Genomic DNA, 24,799 nt, shown 5'->3' with positions numbered 1-24,799 from the left:
GCTGGGGCCGGGTTGCCCCCGCCCCAGACAACAACCACCCCGCCCGCCGCGGCCCCACGCACCCCAACCGTATTTGCCGCGGTCCCCACCCCCCGTGGCCCCCCCCCCGGGGTTTTCCCGCGCGGGGGGGCGGATGCCTCGGATGCAGAGAGTGGCCGCGTTCAACTCAAAGTCGATCGACGGATGCTGTAAAACCGGTGACCGCGATACCTTCGATTTCACGACCGCGACCGGCGCCGGGAAGCTTCTCCAATTGATCCAATTGGCGCAACGCGTCCATGATGGCATCGAAGCTGACTGGTTCGGTTGCTCCCGGCGGCATGCGCAGCGCCGGCACCGATTCCACTGCACAGGCATCCGATGCCCATGACGAAAGGATTGCACGCTTCTCCTGGAAGTCCAGCGTCACGTCGGTCAGCACGTTCTCAGGTCGCTCGAAATGCCGTGCCGGATGGAGCAACCGGTCAAGAAAAACATCAGGGCCCTCTGGCCCGATTGGGGGAAAACTCGTCGAAATGGCTCCTTCCATCGATAGTCCTCCGCTTTGAATAGTCTCCTCTGTTGACGTCGTCTGTGGTGGCTCTCGCGATTTCCACCAGCTGAAAATTTTGGAGAGTTTCGACCAAATTTCAATGGCTCCGCAACGCCACATCCTCGCAGTTCCGCCCGCCATCAACATTTTTTCGAACCGGTGAAACAATCGGCGTGAATGTCAGTTCTTGCGCCTGGGACAAGTCGCGCGGCAGCGCCAGGGCGGTCGGGCAGGAGAACCAATCATTTCTTACATTTCCAGGAAGCGACTGTGCATTGGCTTGGTCGCAGGAATTTTGATGCTCTCGGCTGGCGGCTTTGCTCCGGTTTCAGCACAGGAAATCCCGAACGACTTCGGCGCAATCCTGCGTCAGAAGCTGCCGGCCGTGGTCGCGAGCCCGGGCAAGATTACCGGTTTCGCGCTCTATTATCGAGGCCGACCAGCAAATGGCCGCGAGAATGCCTGGCTGATGAGGGACACATGCTGGAACTCGAAAGCCTGGCGATCGATATCAATCTCGCGTGTCGCCGCCGTAGGGCGTGGCACGCATTGAAGGGCGTTCCACGAAGGAGCTATACCATTGTGCCAGTCGTGGCCTTCCCTGCAGGAAGTCGGGCAGTCCGCGGAATTCCAGCCAGCTTAGACAAGTGGCGAGCGCGATGTGGCCGACATGGAGCGGCGCGTCGAATTCGACCTCGCTTTCCACGAAGTCATAGGATTCGATAAGCTTCATCGTCATGCCTGCACCCAAGGCGGGATAACGCAGATGTTCAGGGCGGCGCTCGTTTTCCCAGCGGATGGAAATGCCTGCGTCGCACATGCCGCCGGCAAGCGCCTGGAGGCGCAGGGCGGACCATTTGGCCCGCCCTGTTTCGGGGATGAGCCGACGACTGCTTTCAAGGTTGTCGAGATAGTCGCAGATTACGCCCGAATCGAAGAGAGCATAGCCGTCGTCGACAACGAGAACGGGCACCTTGCCAAGCGGATTGATCGCAAACACATCATCGTTGCGATTGATGGGGCTCGTCTCCTGATGAATGACGCGCAGACGTCCGGCAAGCCCAGTCTCGTGGGCAAAGACCAGAACCTTACGCGCGTAGGGAGAGTGGGTCTGGTAGATGAGTTTCATGGACCCATTCTGCGTTGGGTCTGGAATGCGGACATATCGAGCAGTACGTGGCCCAGCCGCTCTTCCGTTCAATGATCCCGGGTCCGGTGCCATCGTCCTGCGTCCTTCTCCAGTTCGGCCTCGGTCACGATGATCAGCGCCCGGCTCGATTCGTCGAGCGCAAGCTCCTGCGACAGGCCGTAAGCCGCGACGGCGGTGGCGAGGCCGGCGAGGCCTGCGGCACCCGACGGGGTTGTGTCTGGACCGTTTGCCTCACGAAGCCGGCTCTTCGCGTCGGCAAGCGCCGCTTCGGACACGGTTATGACCCGAGCGTTGCCTTGGCGCAGTACGTCGAGCGCCGATGCCGCTGCTTCGCCACAGGCGAGCATGTCTGCCGACGTCTTGAGATCGCCGGATATCCGAACTGAGCGTGCTTGCGACAGCGCGGCCGCGACGCAGGCTGCGGCCTCTGGTTCTACCACGACGATCATGGCCGGAGGCATCAGCCAGTCCTTCAGCCCAGTCGTCAGGGCGGCGGCAAGTCCACCGACACCGGCCTGCACGAAAAGGTGGGTTGGCCTCAGATGGCCAATCTCCTCGACTTGGCGACGGATTTCCGCGGCAATCACGGCATAGCCAGCGATGACATCAGCGACCGCTGGATCATCCGGGTCGCTCGAGGTATCGGCCACCAGAATGCCTTCCCCGGCGCGGGCTGCCGCAGAGGCCCGATCGACGGCATCGTCATAGGTGCCGTCGACCCACACGATTTCGGCGCCTTGGGACTCGATACGCCGCACCCGGCCCGCAGGGACGCCCGTATGGAGGTATATCCTTGCCCTCCCGCCGGCAAACTTCGCCGCCGCGGCGACGGCAAGTCCGTGATTGCCGGCGCTGGCCGTGATTAGCGCCGGCAGCGGCGTCTGGGCCCGCTCTGGATCGAGCAGTTCATCGATATCCATCCCGGTAGCGCGAGCGAGAGCGCACAGACCGGCATAGGTGCCGCCGAGGGACTTGAAGCTGCCCAGGGCACGGTGGCCCTCGTTCTTGGCAAGCACCTGGGTCACATCCAGGCTCGCAGCCAGGCTTGGCAGGTCGAGCAGCGGTGTCGGTGCATAAAACGGCGACAGGCGCTGTAACAGCGCCGCAATGAGATCAGGGCCAAGGCCCGGCTGTGTGTCTGTGGTCATGAGGCGAAATTCTATTCCCGAAACGATGGCGCTTGGCGCCTATTATCGTTGCCCAGCTGCCTGATTTCGTCATAGATGCCTGTCCAAATGACGAAAACCGCTGCCCTCGATCGCTTCGACCATGTGCTGCTGTCGCTGGTTCAGCGCGACAACCAGATCCCGGCGCGGCGTCTCGCCGAGCAGGTCGGGCTTTCCCAGAGTGCGGTCCTGCGCCGCCTGCGCCGGCTGCGGAAGGATGGCGTGATCGCGGCGGATATTGCCGTCATTCGTCCGGCGGCCGTGGGCCTGCCGCTAACCATCCATGTGCTCGTTTCGCTGGAACGGGAGAGCGCTGTCGAGTTGGACGCCTTCATCGGCAAGCTCCGCGGGCGCTCGGAGGTTCGTCAGGCCTGGTATGTCACCGGTGAAGCCGATTTCGTGCTCCTCCTGCAATTGCCGGGGATGGAGGCGTACGATGTCTTCGCGCGGGAAGTCTTCCACGCCAATTCGAACGTGAGGGCGTTCCGCACCATCGTGACAATGCGGGAAGTGGTTGGCGCAGCGGATGCGCGGCCGCTATCCACTGCCTGAGTTGCGGCGTGCCCCCGGCAAGCTGACTGCCCTGCTTGACCCGGAATTCTAGTCAAGGGCGCGAACCCGATTGAAGTTCGCTACACGCATCCCGTATCTACTCACCCGCCGCACCGAGCTAATCGCTGCCGCCAAGATGCTTCGCGAATGTCTGCCCCTGGCGCAAATTACTTCCACTCGTGCGTAGAAGAATATCCATGTATGAAACGGGGGGTGCAGCTCGCTCCCGTATACTGATCGTCCAACGGCGGCATGAATTTCGGAAGGGATATGAGAGCCAACACTTCAGGATCTCCCGGCGATGAGGCGCACTCTACCCGCAGCAGAATCAAAGAGGTCGCGGCCGAGTTCTATGTCCTGCGCGGCCACGATGGTTTCAGCTTCGGCGATATAGCGACGGCAATCGGCACGACGCGCGCCAACATCCATCATCACTTCGGCAACAAGCGTCAGCTGATGGAGGAATTGATCGCGGACTTCGCCGCCAACGCCGAGGCCCGCATCAAGCGCTTCTGGACGACCCCCGATATCCGGTTCTTCGACCGTCTCGATATGCAGCTCGAGGATCTGCGCCGCTTCTACGAACGTTTCAACGCTGAGAAGGGAGCCCGCAATATGTGGAGCCCGCTTTCGCGCCTTCGCCACGACCTCCCGGTTCTCGGCGAACCAGCGGAACGTGCCCTGGAGCGCGTCAACCGGGTCTATGATCAGAGCCTGCGTCATGCGGTGGACCAGGCGGTGAAGGACGGAGAGCTTTCCTCCCACACACTCAGCGACGAGCTCGTGCACATGCTGCGCATTACCCTTCTGTCCTGTCCACCGATGACGCAGGACACCGGAAGCTTCGACGAGGTCGCCAGGACTTTCGCAGCGCTCGCCGCGATCATCCGCGCCGCTTGGCAGGATGCGGGGAAGGGCTCGGATCGAGGCTAGATATCCGGTGGAACAAAGCGCGGGTGAGTTGACAGCCTTTGGCTTTCAAGTTACTTACTTGCAGGTAAGTCAGCCCATGATGGCGACGAGGCGCGTATTAGGGAGGATCACGTGCTGCGCGATGATGCATTCACCCGTTTCGAGGTCAGCCCCTTCACTGGTGCACTCGGTGCGGAAATTCGCGGGATCGATCTGGCGAGCGCGAGCGAGGATGCCTTCCAGGACGTTCGCCGCGCGCTCTACAAATATCATGCGCTCGCCGTGCGCGATCAGGAGCTTGACGCCGCTGGCGTCCACAAGGTCGCCCGCCGGTTCGGACCATTTAGCGGCAATCCGGTGCACACGCCGATCGACGGCTTTGACGATATCGTGCGCTTCGTGCGCGAGCCGGACGACACGGGCAAAGTGATCGGCGAGGACTGGCACATGGACCTCGCCTGGCTACCGAAGCCACCGGGCATTACGATTCTCTACGGTGAGGAGGTGCCGCCGGTTGGCGGCGACACCTGCTTCTCCAGCCTCGAGAAGGCATATGACTCGCTTTCGCCGCGGCTGGTCGAGATCCTGCAAGGCCTGACGGGCGTCCATAGCGGCCGCGGGGTCTTCGCCATCAACGCGGCCCACAGCCGGCTCGGCGTCAAGGCCGATGTCCAGACGATCGAGAATGCCGTCGTCGAGCATCCTGTGATCTGTCGCCACCCCGAGACTGGCCGGCGCTATGTCTTCGTCAGCAGCGTGATGACCAATTTCAAGGGGATGACGGAGGAAGAAAGCAAGCCGATGATCGACTTCCTGATGGCGCGGGCTGTCCGGCCCGAGTTCAACTGCAGGCTGCGTTGGGAACCGAAGACGCTCGGTATGTGGAACAATCCCCATGTCCTGCACACCGCCATCAACGATTATCCTGGATATCGCCGGGTAATGTACAGAACAACGGTGGAGGGCACCGTTCCACTTGCCGCCAGGGACGGCTGACACGCAACCGCTCAGGGAGGAGCAATGGCATTTGGTTCCGAGGCGTCCGTCGGCCATAGGGGGGAAGGGGCGGCGGAAGCGGCTGGCGAGACCATGAGGCGGCGCTTCGCGTTTTCGCCTGCCTACCTCTATGCGACGCCCGTGCACCTCCTGGTGCTTGGGATCATCGTGCTCCCCGCGATCTTCGTCCTGTGGCTGAGTTTCGAAGCCTCGTCATTCGGCCAATCGGCAACCTTCGTTGGCTTCGATAACTATATCCGCGTCCTCACCGATCCCTATTTTTGGGGTTCGGTCTGGAACACGGTCCTCGTCGTCGCCGTGGCGGTTCATATCGAACTGCTGCTCGGCCTTGGCCTGGCCCTGCTTTTCGCCTCCGGGCTTCCTCTCCAGCGCGTCATGCTCGTCGTGGTGCTCGCTCCCTACGCCATCAGCGAGGTGACGGCGGTCGCAATGTGGCGCTTCCTGTTCGATCCAGACGTCGGCCCGATCACGCTGATGCTGCGATACACCGGTCTGCCGACGCTCGACTGGACGTTCATCCCTTCTCACGGCCTCATCCTCGTCGGCCTGCTCACGATCTGGCTGCACCTGCCATTCACATTCATCATCCTCTATGCGGCACGGCTCGCGGTTCCGAAGGAGCTCTATGAGGCTGGGCGCACCGACGGAGCCAATGCGTTCCAGCTCTTCCGCAACATCACGCTGCCGCTTCTGGCGCCAGCGATGCTGATCGCGCTGCTCTTCCGCTACATCTTCGCCTTCCGTCTCTTTTCCGAGGTCTGGCTCCTGACCCAGGGCGGCCCGGCACGCACGACCGAGGTCGTTTCCGTTTATCTTTATCAGGAAGGCTTCCGCTACAACTCGTTCGGCACGGCGGCCGCGACGGCATGGATGATGGTCGTCATCTCGCTGCTGCTTGCGACTGGCTATGTCTGGCGGCTGCGCAAGGAATCCATGGCCAATGCGTTCTAGGCGTCTCGCCATCGGTGCCGGAAAGACGCTCGCCGTTGCGGCAATCGTCGTCTGGTCACTGTTTCCGATCGGCTTCATCGTGCTCTCGTCGTTCAAACCCGGTCGCGAGATTTTCGCGTTTCCACCGGAGCTCTTCTTCGAACCGACCTTCGAGCACTACGCCTCGCTGTGGCAGCGCTGGCCGGCCTTTTTCGACGGGCTCGTCAACAGCCTGATCATCACCACCGGGGCGACGGCGCTTGCCGTCATGGCAAGTCTGCTCGCCGGTTTTGCCTACTCGCGCTATCGAGGCGTCCGTTTCCTGGAGGGATCGGTGATGTTTCTGATCGGATCGCGGCTGATCCCGCCGATCGTCGTAACGCTGCCATTGTTCCCGGTCGTCAATCGGCTCGGGCTCAACGACACCCATCTGGTGCTGATCCTGCTCTACGCGACCTTCTTCGTCTCGCTCGGCACGCTCCTGATGCGCACGTTCATCGACCAGGTACCGCGCGAACTCGACGAGGCGGCCGTCCTCGACGGCGCGCGGCCGCTGACGATCCTTGTGAAGATCATCTTGCCGCTCGTAGCGCCCGGCATGCTCGCCGTCGCCGTCTTCGTGGTCGTCTTCGCGTGGAACGAGTTTCTGTTCGCCTATATCTTCACCGCCAACCACGCCAAGACCGCGCCTCTGGTCCTTTCGGAGATGATCAGTTCGATCGATGGCGTCGACTGGGGCGTCCTCTTTGCTGCCTCTACCGTCCAATTGCTGCCGGTTCTCGTCTTCGTGGTCCTGATGAACCGGTTTCTCGTCGCCGGATTGACCGCCGGCGCGACCAAGGGGTGACGACGTCACCGAGAAAGGGAGGAAGACAATGCCTTTGCACATGACACGCAGAGCCCTGCTGACGACGGCGATGGCCGCCGGCGCGACGGGTGCCTTGGGTCGGTTGGCCCATGCCCAGGTAAAGACGCTGAATGTGCTTTGCCATCGCGTCCACCAAGCCAACCTGACGACCGGCGCCGCCGGCAATGTCATCAAGCCCTGGGAGGACAAGAACAATGCCCAGATATCCTGGACCACGCTTGACAGCAATCCGCTCCAGGACCGGCTGTTCCGAGAGGCGAGCCTGAGCGAGACCGATTTCAACATCGGCTATGTCATCGACAACCGCATGACGTCGCAGATCGCCTCGCTATTCGAGCCGCTAGACGATCTCCGGAAAGCCGAGCCGATCGAGGATTTCGACGATATCGCCGAGGGCCTGCGCCACTCGATGACCGTCGGCGGCAAGCTCGTCGGCGTTCCGGTGCGCCATGCCACGCAGGGGCTTTTCTACAACGAGGAGCTGCTTCAGGAGGCCGGCATTTCGGCGCCACCGAACACGCTGGAGGAGCTGGTCGACCAGGCGAAGAAGCTGACCTTCACCTCCAGGTCCGGCACGCCCGTCGTCGGCATGATCCTTGCGAGCGACCTCGCCGTCTTCCCGGTCATGTTCGCCCGCGCCTTCGGCGGCGATTTCATCGACAAGCAGTTCAAGGTGGTCCCCGATCCGGAGGCGATGGAAAAAGGCCTGTCCGCGCTTGCCGACCTCTTCAAGGCCGGCGCGCTCCCCCGCAGCTATGCCACAACGCGCAACGACGACATGGTGACGTGGATGCAGCAGGGGCGCGCGGCCTTCGCGGTGCTGCCTTTCGCCCGCTACGCGCAGCTCAACAACAAGGAACAGTCGACCGCACCGGGAAAGATCAAGGCGATCGAGTTCCCCGGCTCCAAAACCCTCGGCAGCGGTCACGAAATGCATCCGGTCGTTGAATCCTGGGCGATGGCCATTCCCGCCAATTCGACGGACAAGAAGCTCTCCTGGAGCTACATCCGCTTCGTAGCGAGCAAGGCCGCCACACTCGACATGGCGCGCAACGGCAATGGCCCCGTCCGCACCTCGACCTATGCCGAGCCGTCGTTCGCCGGGTCGCTGCCGCAGGCGAAGGTCGAGGCTGCCGCGCTCGCCAAAGCGCGACCGGCATTTCCGGCTTTTCCCGAAGCCGCTCGCGCTCAGTCGACGTTTCTCGAGGAGGTTCAACTCGCTGTCCTCGGTCGCAAGAGCCCGAAGGAAGCGGTCGCCGCCATTATCGACCGCGTCAAACCGCTGATGCCAGCGTAATCATATGAACCGACGTTCATATCGCCTCGCACATACCGAATGGGAACGCCGGCCGAAATCGCTGCGGCGGTGGCGTTCCTCGCGAGTGATGAAGCTTCGTTCGTCACAGGCCAAACCCTGATCGCCGACGGAGGGCTCTCGATACTGGACTTCACTTCGCTTTCTCTTCTCGACCAGCGCGGTTCGGTGCTGTTCTCAGGCATGGTCGGCGACACTCCGTAGGCAGGTCTGAACCAGGCCGAAGCCGACCGCCGATCTTTCCGATCGAATATCCGATGATCTGGTAGCAGGAGCGCGCTGCCGCCTTTGCCATACTCACCGGAGTACCAGTTTCGGGTTTCGCTGCTGCGGCTGAACGAACGGAGCCTACCCCGGACCTTCGCGCGCCGATTTTCTACTAGCTTCCCGCGAGCGACAACCCACTGGCGCGCTCGCATAACAGGGCAAGCAATTCGCTGCGCCGCGCTTCTGGCGTGTCGACGGGCAACACGAAACAAAGCGTCTTGTTGATGGCTCCGTTGCCGTCGCGGATGGGCGCGGCCATGCACCAAGTGAAGCGGTCGGCCAGAGCGGCGGTCTCGCTGAAACCTTGCTGGCGCGCCAGAGCGACATCGCCGAAGAACTCGGCTGGCGCAATGACACGGCCGTCTGGAAGCGTGTAGTCGCCAGGCGGAATGAAGTCCCGTATTTCCTGCTCGCTCATATGGCCGAGCAGCAGCCTACCGGACGCCGTCCACGGTATCGGCACCTCGACGCCGACATCGCTTGAAATCCGGAACGGGCCAGGCGAGTCCCGGCAATCAAGGACGACATATTTGGTCCCGCGCAGGCCGCACAGTTGGACGGTCTCGCCCGTCTCCGCGCCTAGTCTGTCTAGGGTTTCGATGATGCGCCGGTAATGGGCATTATGATGTGAGTAGGCCCAGCCGAACAGATGCATCGCCTTTCCGAAATAGACATAGCCTTCCGTCCCGACATTTTCGAGCATTTCGGCTTCCAGCAGGCTGTTGACGATTTCATAAGTGGTTGAACGCGGCGCGCCGATCATCTTGGCGATGTCGCCGACGCGCATCGGCGCGCGGTGCCGCAGAAGGGCCTCCAGTAGCATGATGACGCGGTCGATCCCGCGACGCCGTTCGCCATTGCGCGGCTCGGCGCCGGCTTCCGTTTCAATTAGACCAGTGACGCCATCGCTCATGTAGGCCGCACCCGCGCAAAAATCATTCGGCCCTCGTCTCAAGACGCTTGAAAGATGTCAAGGCTCAGTCTAGCATCCCGTTTGTCCGATATACAGGCCTACTGTCTGAAATATCGGACAATAACGAGCCAGGCGCAGAAAGTCCTGACGAGAAAAACGGGCGGTTTCCGATGCGGCAACCGGCGGGTTCTCTCGTCCCGATCCCGCACGTCCAGGCATAACTTCAGAAGGGAACAATCATGACGAAATCATCGTTTTTCGCGTCCGCCAGTGCCCTTTGCCTCGGCCTCCTCCTCAGCCTCGGCGCCGGTTCGCAGGCCAACGCCGCCGCTAAATGCATCAAGGGCGATCGCAAAGCGCCATATACGATCGGCTGGGCCAATATCTATTCAGTGCCGACCTGGATGAAGCAGACACAGGGCACGATCGAAGCCGAAGTCGAGACTTTGAAGAAGCAAGGCTTGGTCGACAAACTCGTCGTGACCGATGCCCAGGGCGACGCCAACGTCCAGATTCAGCAGATCCAGTCGATGATCGATTCCGATGTCGATGCCATCATCTTGATCGCTGGTTCGTCGACCGCGCCGGCGCGCGTGCTGGCGGACGCCTGCGCCAAAGGCATCGCCATCATCAACTTCGACAGCCTCGTCGATACCGACCAGGTGACCGCCAAGGTCAACACCGATTCCTCACAGTGGGGCGATCAGGCGGCCAAGTTCCTGATCGACGCCATCGGCGGCAAGGGCAAGATCCTCATCCTCAATGGCCCAGCCGGCGTTTCGGTCAGCGACGACCGGCGCAAAGGCGCCGATGCCGAGCTTAAGGCCCATCCCGATGTGAAGGTGCTTGCCGAGACGAACACGCCCTACAATGTCGCGCCCGCCCAGGAGGCCGTCACCAGCCTGCTTTTCGCCAACCCCGAAATCGACGGCATCCTGTCGCTGGGCGGCGCGTTGTCGGCGGGCGCCGTGCTCGCGCTCGACAAGCAGGGCCGCGACCAGGTGCCGATCACCGGCGAGAATGCGCGCCAGTTTCTCGAACTGTGGAAGGAAAAGGGCCTGAAGAGCTGGGCGACGATGCAGCCGAACTGGCTCGGCGCCTTCGCCACCTACACCGCCGTCCAGGCACTGGAGGGCGAGGATGTGCCGGCTTTCGTCAAGATCCCGTTGCCGGTGATCGACAATTCCAACATCGACGAATACCTCGCCCGGGCGAAGGATTTCCCGGCTGACGGTTACATCTATTCGCCATACGATGAGGATCTATTCAAGAAGCTGCTGGCCCAAAAATAAGCCTGAAGGGTTGTAGCATTGACAACCACGGCTCCGCTTCTCGCCGCGCAGGGGGTGTCGAAGTCCTTTTTCGGCAACCCCGTTCTGCGCAACGTTTCAATCGCTCTCCAGCCCGGCCGCGTGCATGCACTGCTGGGCGAGAACGGCGCAGGTAAGTCGACACTGATCAACCTTTTGTCCGGCGCCTTGCGCCCGGACGGCGGGGCGATCGAGGTCGATGGGCGCCCGGTCTCGCGCATGACCCCCGCTAATGCGCGACAGGCCGGAATCGCCGTTGTCCAGCAGGAACTCAGCCTGACGACCAGCTTGTCCATTGCCGAAAACATCGGGCTCGGTGCCTATCCCAAGCGGTTCGGCTTGATCGACTACAACGAGCTTGCCGTCCGGGCCAGGGCCGCATGCGATCTTGTCGGGCTTTACGAACCGCTGTCTGCGCCGGTGGGGCACCTGTCCCTCGGCCGCCGGCAGATGGTGGAGATCGCCAAGGCGCTTTACCGCCGGCCGCGCGTGCTCATTCTCGACGAACCCACCTCATCGCTATCGGCAACTGAGACAAAAATCCTCACCGACCTGCTGGAGAGGCTTCGGGGCGAGGGCATCGCTATTCTCTACATCTCACACCGACTGAACGAGGTGATGGCGCTGTGCAAGCATGTCACCGTGCTCAAGGACGGGACCTGCACGGCGGACTGCTCGCTGGAAGGAACCGATGCCGCCGGGCTGGTACGGCTGATGGTAGGACGCGACCCCGGCGATCTCTTTCCACGATGGCGGCCTTCGCCATCGCCGGCCGACGCCATCTCGGTTCGTAAATTTTCGGCCGGCCTGATGCGCGACGTCGATCTCGACATCAGGACGGGCGAGGTGCTTGGCATTGGCGGCCTGGTCGGGCAGGGGCAGGAAGATCTGCTGCTTGGCCTCTACGGCGCGATCCCCGCCAGGACGGTATCCGCGACCGTAAACGGTGTTTCGGGTTTGCCCGGCGGCGTGCCGAACGCCAATGCGCTCGGCCTCGCTTATGTCCCGGCTGACCGCAAGCGCGAAGGCCTGCACCTGATCCATCCCATCATCACCAATATGATGCTGCCCGCCTTCGCAAGGCTGCCGGCGCTGAAGCTGCGCAGTCGGCGTGCCGAGCGCGATATGGCAAGGGGTCTCGCCGCCCAGCTTGCCATCAAGGGCGACCTCGACCGCCCGGCACAGGCACTCTCAGGTGGCAACCAGCAGAAGGTCGCGCTGGCGAAATGGATGCCACACGAGCCGCTTGTGCTTCTCCTCAACGACCCGACGCGCGGCGTCGATGTCGAGACCAAGCGTGAGATCTACATGATGCTTCGCAAACTCGCCGCCGCCGGCAAGGCGATCGTGCTGCTCAGTTCCGACACACCCGAACTGGTGCACCTTTGCGACCGCGTCGGCGTGGTCCGCGAAGGCCGCATCGTGGCCATGCTCGAGCGCGAGGCACTGAGCGAGGAAGCCATCGTTTCCGCCGCAATGGGCGCCGAACAGCAGAAAGTTGCGGCATGAGCGCGGTCGCATCCTCAAACCAAGCCGGCGCGCTCTACTGGCCGGTTCAGCTGCGCCGCAATGTCGGCGTGCGCAGCCTGTTCGCTGTGGTCCTGGCGTTCGTCATTGCTTACGGTTTCCTGTTTCCCGGCCTCTTGACAGCGTCCGGTTTCGCCAAATTCACCCAGAGCTGGTTTCCGCTGGCGCTGGTCGCCATGGCCCAGGCGATCCTCATGCTCACCGGCGGCATAAGCCTGGCCATCGGCGCCATGGTCAGCCTGGGCGCAGTGATCGCTGCGACGACGATGACTGGACCGCTGGGCGTAGCCGGCGGTGTCGCTGCGGTGGCGCTGACCGGTCTCGTCATCGGTGCCGCGATCGGGTTCATCGTCGTGAAACTTCGGTTGCCGGCGATCGTGGTGACGCTGGCTGGCTCCTTCACTATCGGCGGCGCTGCCCTGCTCATCCTGCCGAGGCCGGGGGGCGCCATACCCGAGTGGCTGTCGGACCTGCTTGCCGGCAACACGCCGGCGGCATTCGTGCTGCTGGTACTCATCGTGGTTTTGTGGAAACTCTATCTCGCCACGCCGCTTGGTTTGAGCATCTATGCTGCAGGCGAAAATCCCGTCGGCGCCTACCGCTCCAGCGTGCCGGTCGACGGTGCCCGGATCGCCGCCTACGCGATTAGCGGCCTGCTTTGCACAGGCGCCGGCCTGTTCATCGCCGCGCAAACGGGTTCGGGCGATCCAGTCATCGGCACGGCGTTCACGCTGAATTCCATAGCCGCCGCAGTGCTCGGCGGCGTCGGTTTCCTTGGCGGCCAAGGTACCATGCGCGGCGCTCTTGCGGGCAGCCTGCTGCTCAGCCTGATGATCAGTGTCATGTTCTTCCTCGGCTTCACGCCGGTCGCCCAATATGTCGCCCAGGGCCTCATCATCATCGGGGCGGTCGCCATCCCGCAATTCCGCAAGGTGCAGCAATGACAGCACGGAAAGTCAGTGTGAGCGGCAGGCGCGCCGTGACGATTTTGCGCAGCCGGCCCTTCCTTACGATCGCTATAGTTGCGGCGGTATGGATCGCGGCGAGCTTCGCTTCACCTGGCTTCGGCGCTTATGGGCATTTGCGCTATTTGGTTGAATTGGGCGCGGTGGTCGGCCTGGTCGCGGCGGGCCAAACTTTCGTGGTGATTGCCGGCGGAATCGACCTTTCCGTCGCGGCGATCGTCACGGTTAGCGCTGTCAGCCTGCCGCTGCTTTCATGGCAGGCGGATCCGACAGGGCTCACCGCCGTTCTTGCAGTTCTCACGTTGACGAGCGCAATCGGTCTGGTGAACGGGCTGGGCGTGGCGCTGTTGCGCGTTCATCCAATGATCATGACGCTGGCGATGGCGACATTCCTGCAAGGTCTGCTGATCATCATCGCCGGCGGCAGTGCCGTGACCGCCGAGAACCCGCTGGTCCGCTGGCTCGGCAATGCGCGGCCGGTCGGTATTCCGGCAGGCGTGCTTTTGTGGGCGGTCATTTCAGTGATCGTTCTGACCACGATGCATGCGACATCCCTTGGCGCCCGGATATTCGCGATGGGCGCCAATCCGCTCGCCGCGGCGCTGTCCGGGGTTCCCGTCGCCTCGACCACGCTGGCGGTCTACGGCATCAGCGGCTTCTGTGCGGGACTTGCCGGTGTGTTGGTCCTCGGCATGAACGGACAAGGCTATGTCGGTATCGGCGATCCTTATCTGCTCGCCTCGATTGCCGCCGTGGTGCTTGGCGGCACCTCGATCCTCGGCGGGCTCGGCACCTATGCCGGCACCATCCCCGGCGCCATCCTGCTGGTTACGATCACGGCGCTGATCACCGTGGTCAACGCATCGCCTGGCTGGCGCAGTATCCTGTTCGGGTCGCTGATCCTGGGGCTGCTGCTTCTCTCAGGCAGAGAGCAGGCCCGCCGATGACATATCGTCCAGCCGATAAATGCGCCGTGCATTGCCGTAGAACAGTGCCGTCTGCTCGTCCGCGGAAAGCTCTCCTGCAATGGCCTTGAAGCTGTCATACACCGCACCGAACGATGCATGCAGGCCGGCGACCGGAAAGTCGCTGCCGAACATCGCGCGCCGCGTACCGAAACAGTCGATGCAATGCATGACAACCGACCTTAGGCTGTCGAGCGTCCAATCATGATCGTAGGCGACCAGATCCGATATCTTGATGGCGACGTTCTCGCGCTCCGACAAAAGCCGCAGCCCCTCGCGCCACACCCGCATTCCGTCCGCATCGCGATCGATCGGGCTGCCGCAATGGTTGAGAACAAAGAGCTGGTCTGGAAACGCCGCCGCGAGGCGCGCCGCGCCGGTGAGCTGGCGCGGAAACACCATCAGGTCGAAAACCAGCCGGCGGCGCCCAAGCAGGGACAGGCCGGCACGCCAGGCCGGATCGTCCATGATGCCGTCGCGGGCGGCAAAACGACGGGCGGGATCAGGATCCCAGCTCAGTATGTCGCGTACGCCGACGACACGGTCGAATGCCGCCTGCGCCTGGACCAGCGCCGGCGCTTGGCGGTTCGCCAGAGGTACGTGAACGACGTAACGGGCGGCCACGCCGCGCGACTTGTCGAGGGTTTCAAGCCACCGCGTTTCACCCACGCAGTCATCCCCGGCCCAACCGGCTTCAATATGGACGGTGGCGACGACACTGTGCTGGCCGGCGTCGCGCAAATAATCTTCAGGAAGGTAGTTTCGCCGCAAGGGGCCAAGCTCGCCCAGACCGCCGCGTTCGCCAGCCGTGGGCGCGAGCCAGGGATGGCGGCCGAGGCCGAGATCCCACAGGTGATGGTGGGCATCGATGATCGGTCCGCAGTAACGCTTTGGCACGCATCTCTCTCATGGTGTGGCCGGCATCGGAAATCGATCCGGACTTCATCCTGCGAAAGCGAAAGGACTAGCATCGGATGACCGAAAACTCACCCGTACTGTCGCTCGCGACCCGTGAAAATTTCCTGCTCGACGATCGTATCCGCGGCGTTCCGCCTGGCACCCTCGGCCTGGACAGCAGCTTTGTCGCATCTGAGCGCTGGCATCCAGCGCATGGACGTATGTCGTTGCCGGTGTTGACCCTCGACGAGGAGGCCTTCATCGCCAATCGTGACCTGTTCTTGGGGTATGCGCGAGAACAGGGCGCCGTGATCGCCCCGCATGCCAAGACCCCGATGGCGCCGGACCTTGCCCGGTCCCTGGTCGAGGCCGGAGCATGGGGCACGACCGTCGCCGACATAAGCCAGGCCACAGTGATGCTCAGATCCGGGCTCTCTCGGCTGATCATCGCCAACGAGGTCGGCGGACCAGGTGGTGCGAACCGACTTGCTGTCCTTGTCGGCGCCTGGCCAAGCGCCGAGTTCTACGTTTTTGCCGACTCTTTCGACGCCGTGAATGCGCTTGCTGAAGCTTGGCGCGCCAATGCGACGCTGCCGCCATTGCGCGTGCTCGTCGAACTTGGTGCGGGGAGGGCAGGCGCCCGGACCACCGGCGAAGCCGAGGCGATCGCCGACGCGGTTGTAGCTGCCGGAGGGCGGCTGCTGATCGCCGGCGTCGCAGCCTACGAAGGTGCCGCGGCGCAAGCCGATCCTGGCCGTACCGATGAGGCGATATCCGCGCTGTTGGCAATGACAGCCGATATGTTCCTGCGGCTCCGCGCCCGCGTCGGCGGCGACACCCCGCTGATCGCCACCGCCGGCGGCTCGGTGTACTTCGACAAGGTGGTCGCAGCGCTTTCGCCCCTCGTCTCCAGGGACGGCAATGCCACGTTGGTGCTGCGCAGCGGCGCCATCTTCTTTCACGACCATGGCGTCTACGACAGGTCGCTCGGCGCACTCGATGCCCGCGACGGTTTTGCGATCGGCGGCGTCGGTGCTTCCGCACGAAATTCCTTCCATCCGGCTTTACGTCTTTGGGCCGAGGTACTGTCGCGGCCGGAGCCCGGCCTTGCTATCTGCGGTATGGGCATGCGCGACGTGTCGTTCGACCAGGGCTTTCCGAAGGTCGTGACCATCTTTCGTGCCGGCAAGCAGCTGCCGAAAGCGCGTGCCGAGGTCTTCAAGCTCAACGACCAGCACGCCTTCCTGACAATTGCGTCGGGCGACGATATTGCCGTTGGTGACGTCGTTGAATTCGGCATCTCGCACCCCTGCACCTGCCTCGATCGCTATCGCGTGATCTTCGGCGCCGACGCGGCCGGGTATGTCCGCCACGCCTTTCCTACCTATTTCGGCTGAGCAGATATCGCGGCCACTTCCAAAAAAGAGAACCTCGAAAGGATCTGATATGATCAAGTACTTCCAGTCCGGCTCCCGCATGTCTCAGGCGGTCGTCTATGGCGGCCTCGTGCACATCGCAGGCCAGGTGGCAGACGACCGCAAGGCCGGCATCGAGGGTCAGACGAGCGACGTGCTCTCCAAGGTCGAGGCGCTCCTTGTTGAGGCCGGCAGCAGCAAGTCGAGGCTAGTGGCGATCAACATCTTCCTGCCGCAGATCGCCGACTTCGATGCCATGAACAGCATCTACGATGCCTGGGTGGATCCTGCGCGCCTGCCGGCGCGCGCCTGTGTCGAGGCGCGTCTCGCCGATCCCGATCTCCGCATAGAGGTCACTGCGATCGCAGCTATCTGAGCCGCCGCCATGCACACCGGCCTCAGCCATACGCTCGACTTCGACCGGGACGGCAAGACACTCGGCCATCTCAGCATTCCGTTTTCGATCGACCGTTCGCCCTATTTCCAGGTCAAGGTCCCGATCTGCCTTGTCCGCAACGGCGAAGGCCCGTCGGTGCTTCTGATGGCCGGCAATCACGGCGACGAATATGAAGGCGAGCTGTCGTTGGCAAAGCTGGTGCGCCGGCTCGATCCCAAGCAGATCAAGGGTCGCGTCACCATCCTGCCGATGGCGAACGTGCCGGCGGTGATCGCCGCAAAGCGCTGCTCGGCACTCGACGGCGGCAATCTCAACCGCGCCTTTCCGGGCGACCCGTCAGGCACGCCAACAAGCCGGCTTGCCAATTTCCTGGAGATGGAACTGTTTCCCCGCCACGACGTCATCTTCGACATTCATTCTGGCGGCACCTCGATGGAGCATCTGCCGACCGCGCTTGTCGAGCACAATACCGATCCCGACCGGCACCGGCGCGGTGTGGAGCTAATGCGGACGCTCAGCATGCCCTATGGGTTCGTGGCCGACAACGGCCAGGCCTCACCGACCTCCATGGGTGCGGCGCGCCGGGCCGGCGCCATCGGCGTCAGCGGAGAGTTCGGCGGCGGTGGCACTGTCACGGTCGATACGATGGAGATTACCGCCCGCGCACTCGACGCCCTGATGGCCGCCTTGGGAGTGGTTGAGGCGCCGGTTCTTGCACCGGCAACCGGACCTTCGGCGCCGACGCGGCTTCTTTCGTTGTCTCGGCACAGTCAGGGCCTTTATGCCACAAGCCGTGGTTGGTTCGAGCCGGCAGTCAGGCTGGGCGACAGCGTGACTTCAGGCCAACTGGCGGGCTGGTACCACGACCTCGAACGACTCGACCTCGCCGAGCAAGCCCTGCACTTCCTCGAAAGCGGCATTGTGCTTTCGCGCCGGCTGCACACGATGTGCGAGGCGGGAGACTGCCTCATGCAGGTCGCCGAGCCGGTCGACTGATAAGAAGCCCTCCCGACCATACGCCCATATCAGGATCAAGACTGAGGATAACCGGATGCAACTGTCGATGTGGACCTATCCTTGGGATGTCCAGGATCTGGGCTTGGAGATGGTCGAGCGCGATCTTGTCGAGCGTGCCGGGCTCAACATGATCAGTCTGGCGACTTCGTATCACGCTGGCCGGTTTCTGCAGCCGCGCAGCCCGCGCCGGAAAGCCTATTTTCCGGAAGACGGAACCATCTATTTCAAGCCAGATGCGGCACACTGGGCCGACCTAGCCATCCAGCCCAAGGTGGCGAAGGTGATCATGGAAGGCGGCGATGTGCTTGGCGACCTTGTCCGCCGGCGCGAGGTGGGCGGGCTCGGCGTTTCGTGTTGGACGGTCTGCTTGCACAACACCCGGCTCGGCATGCTTCATCCGCAGGCCGTAACCCGCAACGCCTTCGGCGATGCCAACTACTACAATCTCTGCCCATCACATCCGGAAGCGCGCGCTTATGTCCGCGCGCTGATCGCCGATATCTCGCACAGCTACAGGCCGGACCGGATCGAGCTTGAAAGCCCGTCCTTCATGGGCTTCGCCCACGAATACCATCATGAGAAAGACGGTGTCGGGCTGATGCCGGAAGACGATTTTCTGTTGTCGATATGTTTCTGCCCGTCCTGCCTTGCGCGCGCGGCCGAGGCCGGCGTCGACGGCGAAGTAGCGCGCAAGCTCGTCGGGCAATGGATCGTCGAGACCTGCGAGCGCGCCGTGCCCGAACGGCGCTTTCCAGACTTTCCGGGGAGCGGCCTCGACACTTTTTTGCCATGGCCGGAACTCCATGGCTACCTGCTGTGGCGGTTCGAACCGGTGACCAGCCTGGTCGCCGAACTTCGCGAGGTGGCCAATCCGGCGACCCGCGTTGTCATCATCGATTTGAAAGACGGTTGGCTTGGCGGCTGCGATCTCGCGGCGCTCGGCAAGGTCTGTGACGGGGCAATCCTGTGTGCCTACGACATGCAGCCCGGCGATGTCGCCAGCCTGATGGCGGCCGGACGCGCAGCCCTTGGCGTGAAAAAGTTCCTCGGCGCCGGCTACCGGCTGTTCTATCCGGAAATGGCCGGCCCCGACATCCTCACCGCCAAGGTCAAAGCTGCGATGGCGCCGGATGTCGACGGCATCAATTTTTACAATTATGGCCTTGTCCCTGCCGCACGCCTCGATTGGGTGAGTGCCGCAAGATCCGTTTGAAAAACCGATCCGTTGCCGCAGTCTGCTAGGACTGACCTCACTTTGCCTTGGAGCTTTATGAGCATGCCGGCTATTCGCTTCGGTCACATTGGCCGGCGGCGGCCGGACAAGCTGAAAGCATGGCGGTGACGGTCCATGCGGATCGAAGATCATACGCCGACCATATTGCTGCTTATACGCTTCAAAGTATACAAAATTCGATACGGAAAAGCGTATATTGAAGTTTATCTGCGCGAGCGTATAATACCATGCTAGAGAGGTATGCTGTGGACCAAATCGCCCGAACACCCAAGCAAATTGGAGATGCCGTCCGCCGGCAGCGTCGCAAGCTCCGCCTCAACCAGACCAATGTCGGGGACCAAACGATGCTGCGTCAGGCGACCATCTCGGCCGTCGAGAGTGGCGCGCCTGGGACCCAGCTCGGAACGCTTTGCGATATTCTCGCAGCGCTCGACCTCGAATTCGTCGTCCGCCCTCGTACCAAGGCAAAGCCGGCTGAGATCGAGGACATCTTCTGATGGCTCGTCCGCGGCAGCACATCCCGCTAAATGTCTTCTTGAACAGCCGTCTCGTCGGGCGGCTGAATAGACAATCCAGCGGCGCGATCGATTTTCAGTACGATCCGTCCTGGCTTGCTTGGGAGCACGCGCTGCCCGTCTCGCTATCACTGCCTCTGCGTGAAGATCGTTATATCGGTGCGCGCGTCATCGCCGTCTTCGACAATCTCCTGCCCGACAACGGCCCCATTCGCCGCCGTATGGCGGAGCGTGTTCATGCTCAAGGAATAGACGCTTACGACCTGCTTGCCGCTGTCGGGCGCGATTGTGTCGGCGCATTGCAATTCCTGCCGGATGGTGTCGAGCCAGGCCCCGCCGGTATTGTCAACGGCAAACCCGTTGACGATACCGAGATTGCTCGTCTTCTCCTCGATCTGGCATCGGCTCCCCTTGGGCTTGGCGAGGACGAGGACTTCCGGATCTCGATCGCTGGCGCTCAGGAAAAGACTGCGCTCTTGTTCTGGAAAGGACGTTGGTACAAGCCGCTGGCGACGACTGCCACGACGCACATCCTCAAACCACAGATTGGACGGTTGCCAAATGGCATCGATCTTTCCTTCAGCGTCGAGAACGAATTTTTCTGCCTCAAGCTGACAACCGCCCTAGGGCTCCCGAGCGCCGTCGTCGCAATCGAGGAGTTCGAAGGCAATCGCGTGCTCGCGGTCGAGCGGTTCGATCGCCGATGGACCAGTGACAATCGTCTCCTGCGTTTGCCCCAGGAAGACTGCTGCCAGGCCCTTTCTGTGCCGCCGTCACTGAAATACGAATCCGACGGCGGGCCTGGCGTTCCGGCTATCCTCAATTTGATGAAGGGAAGCGACCAACCGGAGGTAGACCAGGCTGCGGTTTTAAAGGCCGTGGTTGCCTTTTGGCTTCTCGGCGCCACAGATGGGCACGCCAAGAATTTTAGCGTCTTTCTTTCCCCCGGCGGCCGGTTCCGCATAACGCCGCTCTATGATGTGATTTCAGCGCAGCCCAGCCTTGATGCGGGACAGATCAAGCGCAACAAAATGAAACTGGCGATGGCTATTGGCGACACACGCCACTACCTCGTCGACAGCGTCATGCCACGCCATTTTATCCAGACCGCCGCCAAAGCAGGGATCGGTCCGAAACCCGTCAGGGCGATCTTTGATGAGCTGCGCCAACAGGCGCTAGCGGCGGTCGAACTGGTTTCTGCATCGCTCCCAAAGGATTTTCCTGCGGAAGTCGCTGATGCCATCGGCAATGGGGTCAGGGCTCGTGTACGCAGACTGGAAGAGGCGTGATGCTGAAAGTAGAGACGCAACGAGACTGATGTCGCGATTGCAACAACGCTCAAATGGTCTTCTTCAGCAGCAGCAGCATCCAGGCGGCCACGGCCGCCGCTGCGTCGTCCAGATGATGCCGAACCCACCCCTTACCTTCTCATGCGCGATAGGATGGGCCAAGGTTTGACCACGTCAAAAAAACCGGAAAGCAAGGAACCTGCCGACCACCAGAGCGGCTCGAGCGGCAGCATGGAAAGTGTGACGCGGCGCTACCCGATCCTAGCCAGTGCCTTTCCGGGATAGGATCAACTCACGGATTTGCCAGCCTGTAACTTTCTTACGAGGCCGATCAACTGATCCAGATCAGCGCGTGGAAGCGCAAGTATCTCGGGCGGGGGTTTGTGATATTCCTTCATCAATTCCTTGATGGTTGCGGCACCTTTGGGTGTGAGCTTGACAAGCTTCACACGGCGATCGCCTGGCGACGGAATCCGTTCGGCGAGCCCCGCCTGCTCAAGCCGGTCGACCAGCCAGGTCGCCGTCGATGGATCGCACTGCCATTGAGCAGCCAATGCGCCGATCGGCTTGCCCGCATCTTTGTCGAGCGTGAAGAGGGCGCGGGAGTCGTTGGGCGTCAGGCCCAATTTCTGCTGGATCGCCAACCGGTCCGGCGCGGACCGCATCAGGAAATCAAACATCAGGCGCCATGCCTCGGTGGCGTGCTGCAAGCGATCTTGGCTCGGTCTCATTCCACGCTCCTTCGTGTCTTGACACATACTTGGACCAATCATATGATTTGATCAATCAAAATGTTTTTGTGGTCAAAGCAATGAGAGGAGATCCGAGATGACCAATACCACGGTTCTCGTCGTCGGAGGCGGCCTGAACGGTCTGACGGCGGCCGCCCTTTTGGCTCACAACGACATTGCGTGTGTCCTCGTCGAGCGTCATCCCGACACGTCAATCCAGTACAAGTTTGCCGGCATCTCCCCGCGCAGCATGGAGATATTCCGAAGCCTCGGCCTCGAGGAGGAGATTCGTACAAATCGGACGGGGGACCAGCAGGCAGGCGCTATTGCGCGCGCCAGGAATCTCGCCGATCCGGAGATTCAATGGGGCGGACCGGCGTGGCCGGATGCAAGTGCCCTCAGCCCCACGCAACCAGCGACGTGTGATCAGCACGTCCTGGAACCGATTCTGCGCCGCTACGCCGAGCGGAACGGTGCAGACGTGCGTTTCAGCACGGAGCTGGTGACTTTCGATCAGGACGAGACCGTCGTCCGCGCGGAAATTCGCGATATCGCGACCTGCGCAAAGGAGGTCATCTCGGCCGACTATCTGATCGTCGCGGACGGTGCGAACGGTTCCCTGCGAGAGAGGCTGGAGATCAGCCGCAGCGGGGCAGGCGGCCTTCAGCACTGGATGAATGTCGTCTTTGACACGGACATGCCTCCGACGATAGGCGGCAAGCGCTTCACGTCGTGCTTCGTGACGGACCTCAACGGGACCTTCACGCCCAGGGAGGGTGGACGATGGCTTCTGGCGCTCCAGTACTTTCCCGAAAAGGGCGAGAAACCACAGGATTTTGAAGAAGCCAAGTGCAGGGAACTGATCATACGAGGTGCGGGCCGGCCGGACATCACGACGAGGCTTGTCGATGCGCGCTCCTGGGAAGTGGCCGCCCTCACAGCGCGCCAATTCCGCCGAGGCCGCGCGTTTCTTGTGGGGGATGCCGCACATGTGATGCCCCCAACAGGCGCTTTCGGTGGCAATTCAGGTATCCACGACGCCCATAACCTTGCCTGGAAGCTTGCGATGGTAGCACGCGGGCATGCCGATCCCTCCTTGCTGGATAGCTATGACATGGAGCGCCGGCCGGTCATCGAGGCTACGTTGGCGCAAGCGCTCGCCCGCCTACTGAAATGGTTCGACGATCCGTCGAAGCGGTTGCCTCCTCCTGTTGCGATCGTCGAGGATTACGACGTGGTATTTGGCCAACGCTACGCTGCAGGCATCGTGGCTCTGGAATCCACACCGGACGATCACCCATTCCAAAAATCCACGGAGCTGTCGGGCCGCCCCGGCACGCGTTTGCCGCATTTCGCGGTCGGACGTGCCGGCCAGCGGATTTCGAGTCTCGATTTGTGCGACCGCGATCTTCTTCTCCTCTGCGCCGACGAAGCATGGTGTCAGGCCGCTGACTCCGTAAGCCAGCGCCTCGGGATGCCGCTGACGTGCCACTCGTTGGGTGCGAATGGGGATCTGCTTGACTTGGACCATCGGTGGCCTTCCGTGCTCGGGGTTAAAAGCGGCGGTTCCGCCTTGGTCAGACCGGACGGATTTGTCGCGTGGCGGTCAACGCACGGTGTGCCTGATCCTGTACAGGTGCTGATCGAAACACTTGATGGGCTCGGTTTCCGCACGGAGGCGCACGAACATCATCGGTGAGCGGCGGCGAGTGCGGATGCCTCCCGCCTTCGGGCATGACTTCCTTGCCGATGCCATCACTGGGAATGACAACGATGCGCTTGCTCCTTTCCTACTCGTTGTCGCCGAGTAGGGCCGCGCACACCGCTTCGGTGACCTTATCGGTGGTGGCACTTCCGCCGAGATCGGGCGTGTGCAGTGAGGCGTCCGCCGTCACGCGCTCGATGGCGCGCATCAGGCGCGCCGCGGCAGCCGGCTCGCCAAGATGCTCCAGCATCATCACCGCCGACCAGAACGTGCCGACCGGATTGGCGATGCCCTTGCCGGTGATGTCGAAGGCCGAGCCGTGGATCGGCTCGAACATCGACGGAAACCGCCGCGCGGGGTTGAGGTTCGCAGTCGGCGCAATGCCGATCGATCCGGCAAGTGCGGCCGCAAGATCCGACAGGATATCGGCGTGAAGATTGGTCGCGACGATTGTGTCGAGCGAGCGCGGATTGAGCGTCATGCGCACTGTCATCGCGTCGACCAGCATTTTGTCCCATGCGACATCAGGAAAATCGGCCGCGACCTCACGGGCGATGTCGTCCCAGAGCACCATGCCGTGACGCTGGGCGTTCGACTTGGTGACCACGGTCAACAGCTTTCGCGGCCGCGACCGCGCCATCTCGAAGGCGAAGCGCATGATGCGCGTCACGCCGGCGCGGGTGAAGATCGAGACCTCGGTCGCGATTTCCTCAGGCAGGCCGAGATGCGAGCGCCCGCCCTGGCCGGCGTATTCGCCTTCCGAATTCTCCCGAACGATGACCCAGTCGAGATCCCCTGCCGTGACGCCGCGAAGCGGGCTCTCGATACCGGGCAGGATGCGGGTCGGGCGGACATTGGCGTACTGGTCGAAGGGCTGGCAGATCGCGAGCCGCAACCCCCAAAGCGTCAGATGGTCGGGCACGTCTGGCGCGCCGACAGCGCCGAAATAGATCGCATCGAAGGCCTTCAGCCGCTCGGTGCCGTCCTTGGGCATCATCACGCCGTTGAACTTGTAGTAGTCCGAGCTCCAGTCGAAATGCTGCACCTCGAGACTGAAACCGCCGTCGCGCGTGGCGCAGGCGGCCAGCGCACGAAGGCCGGCCGCTACGACTTCCTTGCCGATCCCATCGCCTGGAATGGCCGCGATCCTATAGCTTCGCATTAGTCCAGTCCTCCCCTTGTGGCGCTAAACTAGCATGGACCATCGTGC

General features: G+C 62.3%; 24 protein-coding genes and 1 pseudogene. 18 read left to right on the top strand and 7 right to left on the bottom strand.

Annotation, left to right across the window (positions count from 1 at the left end; translation table 11 throughout):
• Positions 1–166 precede the first annotated feature (166 nt).
• The 3 genes from NKH90_RS24775 to NKH90_RS24765 form a co-directional block, all read right to left on the bottom strand.
• Positions 167–529: a hypothetical protein gene (locus tag NKH90_RS24775; protein ID WP_352770511.1), complete on the bottom strand. Its 363-nt coding sequence runs from the start codon at positions 527–529 to the stop codon at positions 167–169.
• A gap of 514 nt (positions 530–1,043) precedes the next feature.
• The gene (locus NKH90_RS24770) at positions 1,044–1,661 is read right to left on the bottom strand and encodes a glutathione S-transferase family protein (RefSeq protein WP_352470919.1); all 618 of its coding nucleotides are present in this window, start codon (positions 1,659–1,661) and stop codon (positions 1,044–1,046) included.
• 68 nt (positions 1,662–1,729) lie between these two features.
• Entirely contained in the window at positions 1,730–2,830 is a 1,101-nt protein-coding gene (locus NKH90_RS24765) for a pyridoxal-phosphate dependent enzyme (protein WP_352821528.1), read from the bottom strand.
• A gap of 87 nt (positions 2,831–2,917) precedes the next feature.
• Here NKH90_RS24765 and NKH90_RS24760 point away from each other — a divergent pair, with 87 nt between their 5' ends.
• The 7 genes and pseudogenes from NKH90_RS24760 to NKH90_RS24730 all read left to right on the top strand — a co-directional run.
• Positions 2,918–3,400: an Lrp/AsnC family transcriptional regulator gene (locus NKH90_RS24760; protein WP_352540712.1), complete on the top strand. Its 483-nt coding sequence runs from the start codon at positions 2,918–2,920 to the stop codon at positions 3,398–3,400.
• 270 nt (positions 3,401–3,670) lie between these two features.
• The gene (locus NKH90_RS24755; RefSeq protein ID WP_352821526.1) at positions 3,671–4,333 is read left to right on the top strand and encodes a TetR/AcrR family transcriptional regulator; all 663 of its coding nucleotides are present in this window, start codon (positions 3,671–3,673) and stop codon (positions 4,331–4,333) included.
• A gap of 111 nt (positions 4,334–4,444) precedes the next feature.
• Positions 4,445–5,308 (top strand): TauD/TfdA dioxygenase family protein, encoded by an 864-nt coding sequence (locus tag NKH90_RS24750; RefSeq protein ID WP_352503733.1) that lies wholly within the window; start codon positions 4,445–4,447, stop codon positions 5,306–5,308.
• Between the two features lie 24 nt (positions 5,309–5,332).
• Positions 5,333–6,280, top strand: coding sequence for a carbohydrate ABC transporter permease (locus NKH90_RS24745; RefSeq protein WP_352770518.1), 948 nt, complete (start codon positions 5,333–5,335; stop codon positions 6,278–6,280).
• Positions 6,270–7,106 (top strand): carbohydrate ABC transporter permease, encoded by an 837-nt coding sequence (locus NKH90_RS24740; protein ID WP_352821523.1) that lies wholly within the window; start codon positions 6,270–6,272, stop codon positions 7,104–7,106. The genes NKH90_RS24745 and NKH90_RS24740 overlap by 11 nt, the downstream gene beginning before the upstream one ends.
• Before the next feature lie 28 nt (positions 7,107–7,134).
• The gene (locus NKH90_RS24735) at positions 7,135–8,424 is read left to right on the top strand and encodes an ABC transporter substrate-binding protein (RefSeq protein ID WP_352540714.1); all 1,290 of its coding nucleotides are present in this window, start codon (positions 7,135–7,137) and stop codon (positions 8,422–8,424) included.
• 36 nt (positions 8,425–8,460) lie between these two features.
• Positions 8,461–8,646 (top strand): annotated as a pseudogene (locus NKH90_RS24730) (SDR family oxidoreductase); the annotation flags it as partial.
• 175 nt (positions 8,647–8,821) lie between these two features.
• Here the strand turns inward: NKH90_RS24730 and NKH90_RS24725 are convergent.
• The gene (locus NKH90_RS24725) at positions 8,822–9,622 is read right to left on the bottom strand and encodes an IclR family transcriptional regulator (protein ID WP_352470926.1); all 801 of its coding nucleotides are present in this window, start codon (positions 9,620–9,622) and stop codon (positions 8,822–8,824) included.
• Positions 9,623–9,861: 239 nt separating this feature from the next.
• Between NKH90_RS24725 and NKH90_RS24720 the strand changes: the two genes are divergently transcribed.
• Genes NKH90_RS24720 through NKH90_RS24705 form a run of 4 tightly spaced genes read left to right on the top strand, consistent with a single transcriptional unit; the run spans position 9,862 to position 14,371 of the window.
• Entirely contained in the window at positions 9,862–10,914 is a 1,053-nt protein-coding gene (locus tag NKH90_RS24720) for an ABC transporter substrate-binding protein (RefSeq protein ID WP_352470927.1), read from the top strand.
• An 18-nt stretch (positions 10,915–10,932) separates the two neighbouring features.
• On the top strand, positions 10,933–12,441 hold the full coding sequence (locus NKH90_RS24715; RefSeq protein WP_352614870.1) for a sugar ABC transporter ATP-binding protein: 1,509 nt from the start codon (positions 10,933–10,935) through the stop codon (positions 12,439–12,441).
• Positions 12,438–13,403 carry an ABC transporter permease gene (locus NKH90_RS24710; RefSeq protein WP_352821519.1) on the top strand — a complete coding sequence of 322 codons (966 nt, stop codon included), beginning with the start codon at positions 12,438–12,440 and terminating at the stop codon, positions 13,401–13,403. Before NKH90_RS24715 ends, NKH90_RS24710 begins: the two co-directional genes overlap by 4 nt.
• On the top strand, positions 13,400–14,371 hold the full coding sequence (locus tag NKH90_RS24705; protein WP_352821518.1) for an ABC transporter permease: 972 nt from the start codon (positions 13,400–13,402) through the stop codon (positions 14,369–14,371). The genes NKH90_RS24710 and NKH90_RS24705 overlap by 4 nt, the downstream gene beginning before the upstream one ends.
• Here NKH90_RS24705 and NKH90_RS24700 read toward each other — a convergent pair.
• Positions 14,345–15,286, bottom strand: coding sequence for an amidohydrolase family protein (locus NKH90_RS24700; RefSeq protein ID WP_352770533.1), 942 nt, complete (start codon positions 15,284–15,286; stop codon positions 14,345–14,347). The genes NKH90_RS24705 and NKH90_RS24700 overlap by 27 nt on opposite strands.
• Positions 15,287–15,363: 77 nt before the next feature.
• On the opposite strand from NKH90_RS24700, the gene NKH90_RS24695 reads away from it, so the two are divergent.
• The 6 genes from NKH90_RS24695 to NKH90_RS24670 all read left to right on the top strand — a co-directional run bounded on the left by NKH90_RS24695 (position 15,364) and on the right by NKH90_RS24670 (position 21,153).
• Positions 15,364–16,683, top strand: coding sequence for a type III PLP-dependent enzyme domain-containing protein (locus NKH90_RS24695; protein ID WP_352821516.1), 1,320 nt, complete (start codon positions 15,364–15,366; stop codon positions 16,681–16,683).
• Between the two features lie 49 nt (positions 16,684–16,732).
• Positions 16,733–17,077, top strand: a complete 345-nt coding sequence (locus NKH90_RS24690; protein ID WP_352470933.1) for a RidA family protein — start codon at positions 16,733–16,735, stop codon at positions 17,075–17,077.
• A gap of 9 nt (positions 17,078–17,086) precedes the next feature.
• Positions 17,087–18,094, top strand: coding sequence for a succinylglutamate desuccinylase/aspartoacylase family protein (locus NKH90_RS24685; protein WP_352821513.1), 1,008 nt, complete (start codon positions 17,087–17,089; stop codon positions 18,092–18,094).
• A 55-nt stretch (positions 18,095–18,149) separates the two neighbouring features.
• Complete coding sequence (locus NKH90_RS24680; protein ID WP_352470935.1) at positions 18,150–19,328, top strand: hypothetical protein; 1,179 nt, start codon at positions 18,150–18,152, stop codon at positions 19,326–19,328.
• Positions 19,329–19,693: 365 nt separating this feature from the next.
• Positions 19,694–19,846, top strand: coding sequence for a helix-turn-helix domain-containing protein (locus NKH90_RS34890; RefSeq protein ID WP_502896956.1), 153 nt, complete (start codon positions 19,694–19,696; stop codon positions 19,844–19,846).
• Positions 19,846–21,153 carry a type II toxin-antitoxin system HipA family toxin gene (locus NKH90_RS24670; protein WP_352821510.1) on the top strand — a complete coding sequence of 436 codons (1,308 nt, stop codon included), beginning with the start codon at positions 19,846–19,848 and terminating at the stop codon, positions 21,151–21,153. The genes NKH90_RS34890 and NKH90_RS24670 overlap by 1 nt, the downstream gene beginning before the upstream one ends.
• Positions 21,154–21,440: 287 nt before the next feature.
• Here the strand turns inward: NKH90_RS24670 and NKH90_RS24665 are convergent, their stop codons facing one another.
• On the bottom strand, positions 21,441–21,884 hold the full coding sequence (locus NKH90_RS24665; RefSeq protein ID WP_352470937.1) for a MarR family winged helix-turn-helix transcriptional regulator: 444 nt from the start codon (positions 21,882–21,884) through the stop codon (positions 21,441–21,443).
• 97 nt (positions 21,885–21,981) lie between these two features.
• Between NKH90_RS24665 and NKH90_RS24660 the strand changes: the two genes are divergently transcribed.
• A complete protein-coding gene (locus NKH90_RS24660) occupies positions 21,982–23,583 on the top strand; it encodes an FAD-dependent monooxygenase (protein ID WP_352821507.1) in 1,602 nt (533 codons plus the stop codon).
• 91 nt (positions 23,584–23,674) lie between these two features.
• Here the strand turns inward: NKH90_RS24660 and NKH90_RS24655 are convergent, their stop codons facing one another.
• Positions 23,675–24,751, bottom strand: coding sequence for a tartrate dehydrogenase (locus NKH90_RS24655; protein ID WP_352821504.1), 1,077 nt, complete (start codon positions 24,749–24,751; stop codon positions 23,675–23,677).
• Between the last annotated feature and the right edge of the window lie 48 nt (positions 24,752–24,799).

This window comes from Mesorhizobium sp. M0898, assembly GCF_040319695.1.
GTDB lineage: Bacteria > Pseudomonadota > Alphaproteobacteria > Rhizobiales > Rhizobiaceae > Mesorhizobium.
Note: the sequence above shows the minus strand (reverse complement) of the source record. Positions and strands in the feature narration are given on the sequence as shown.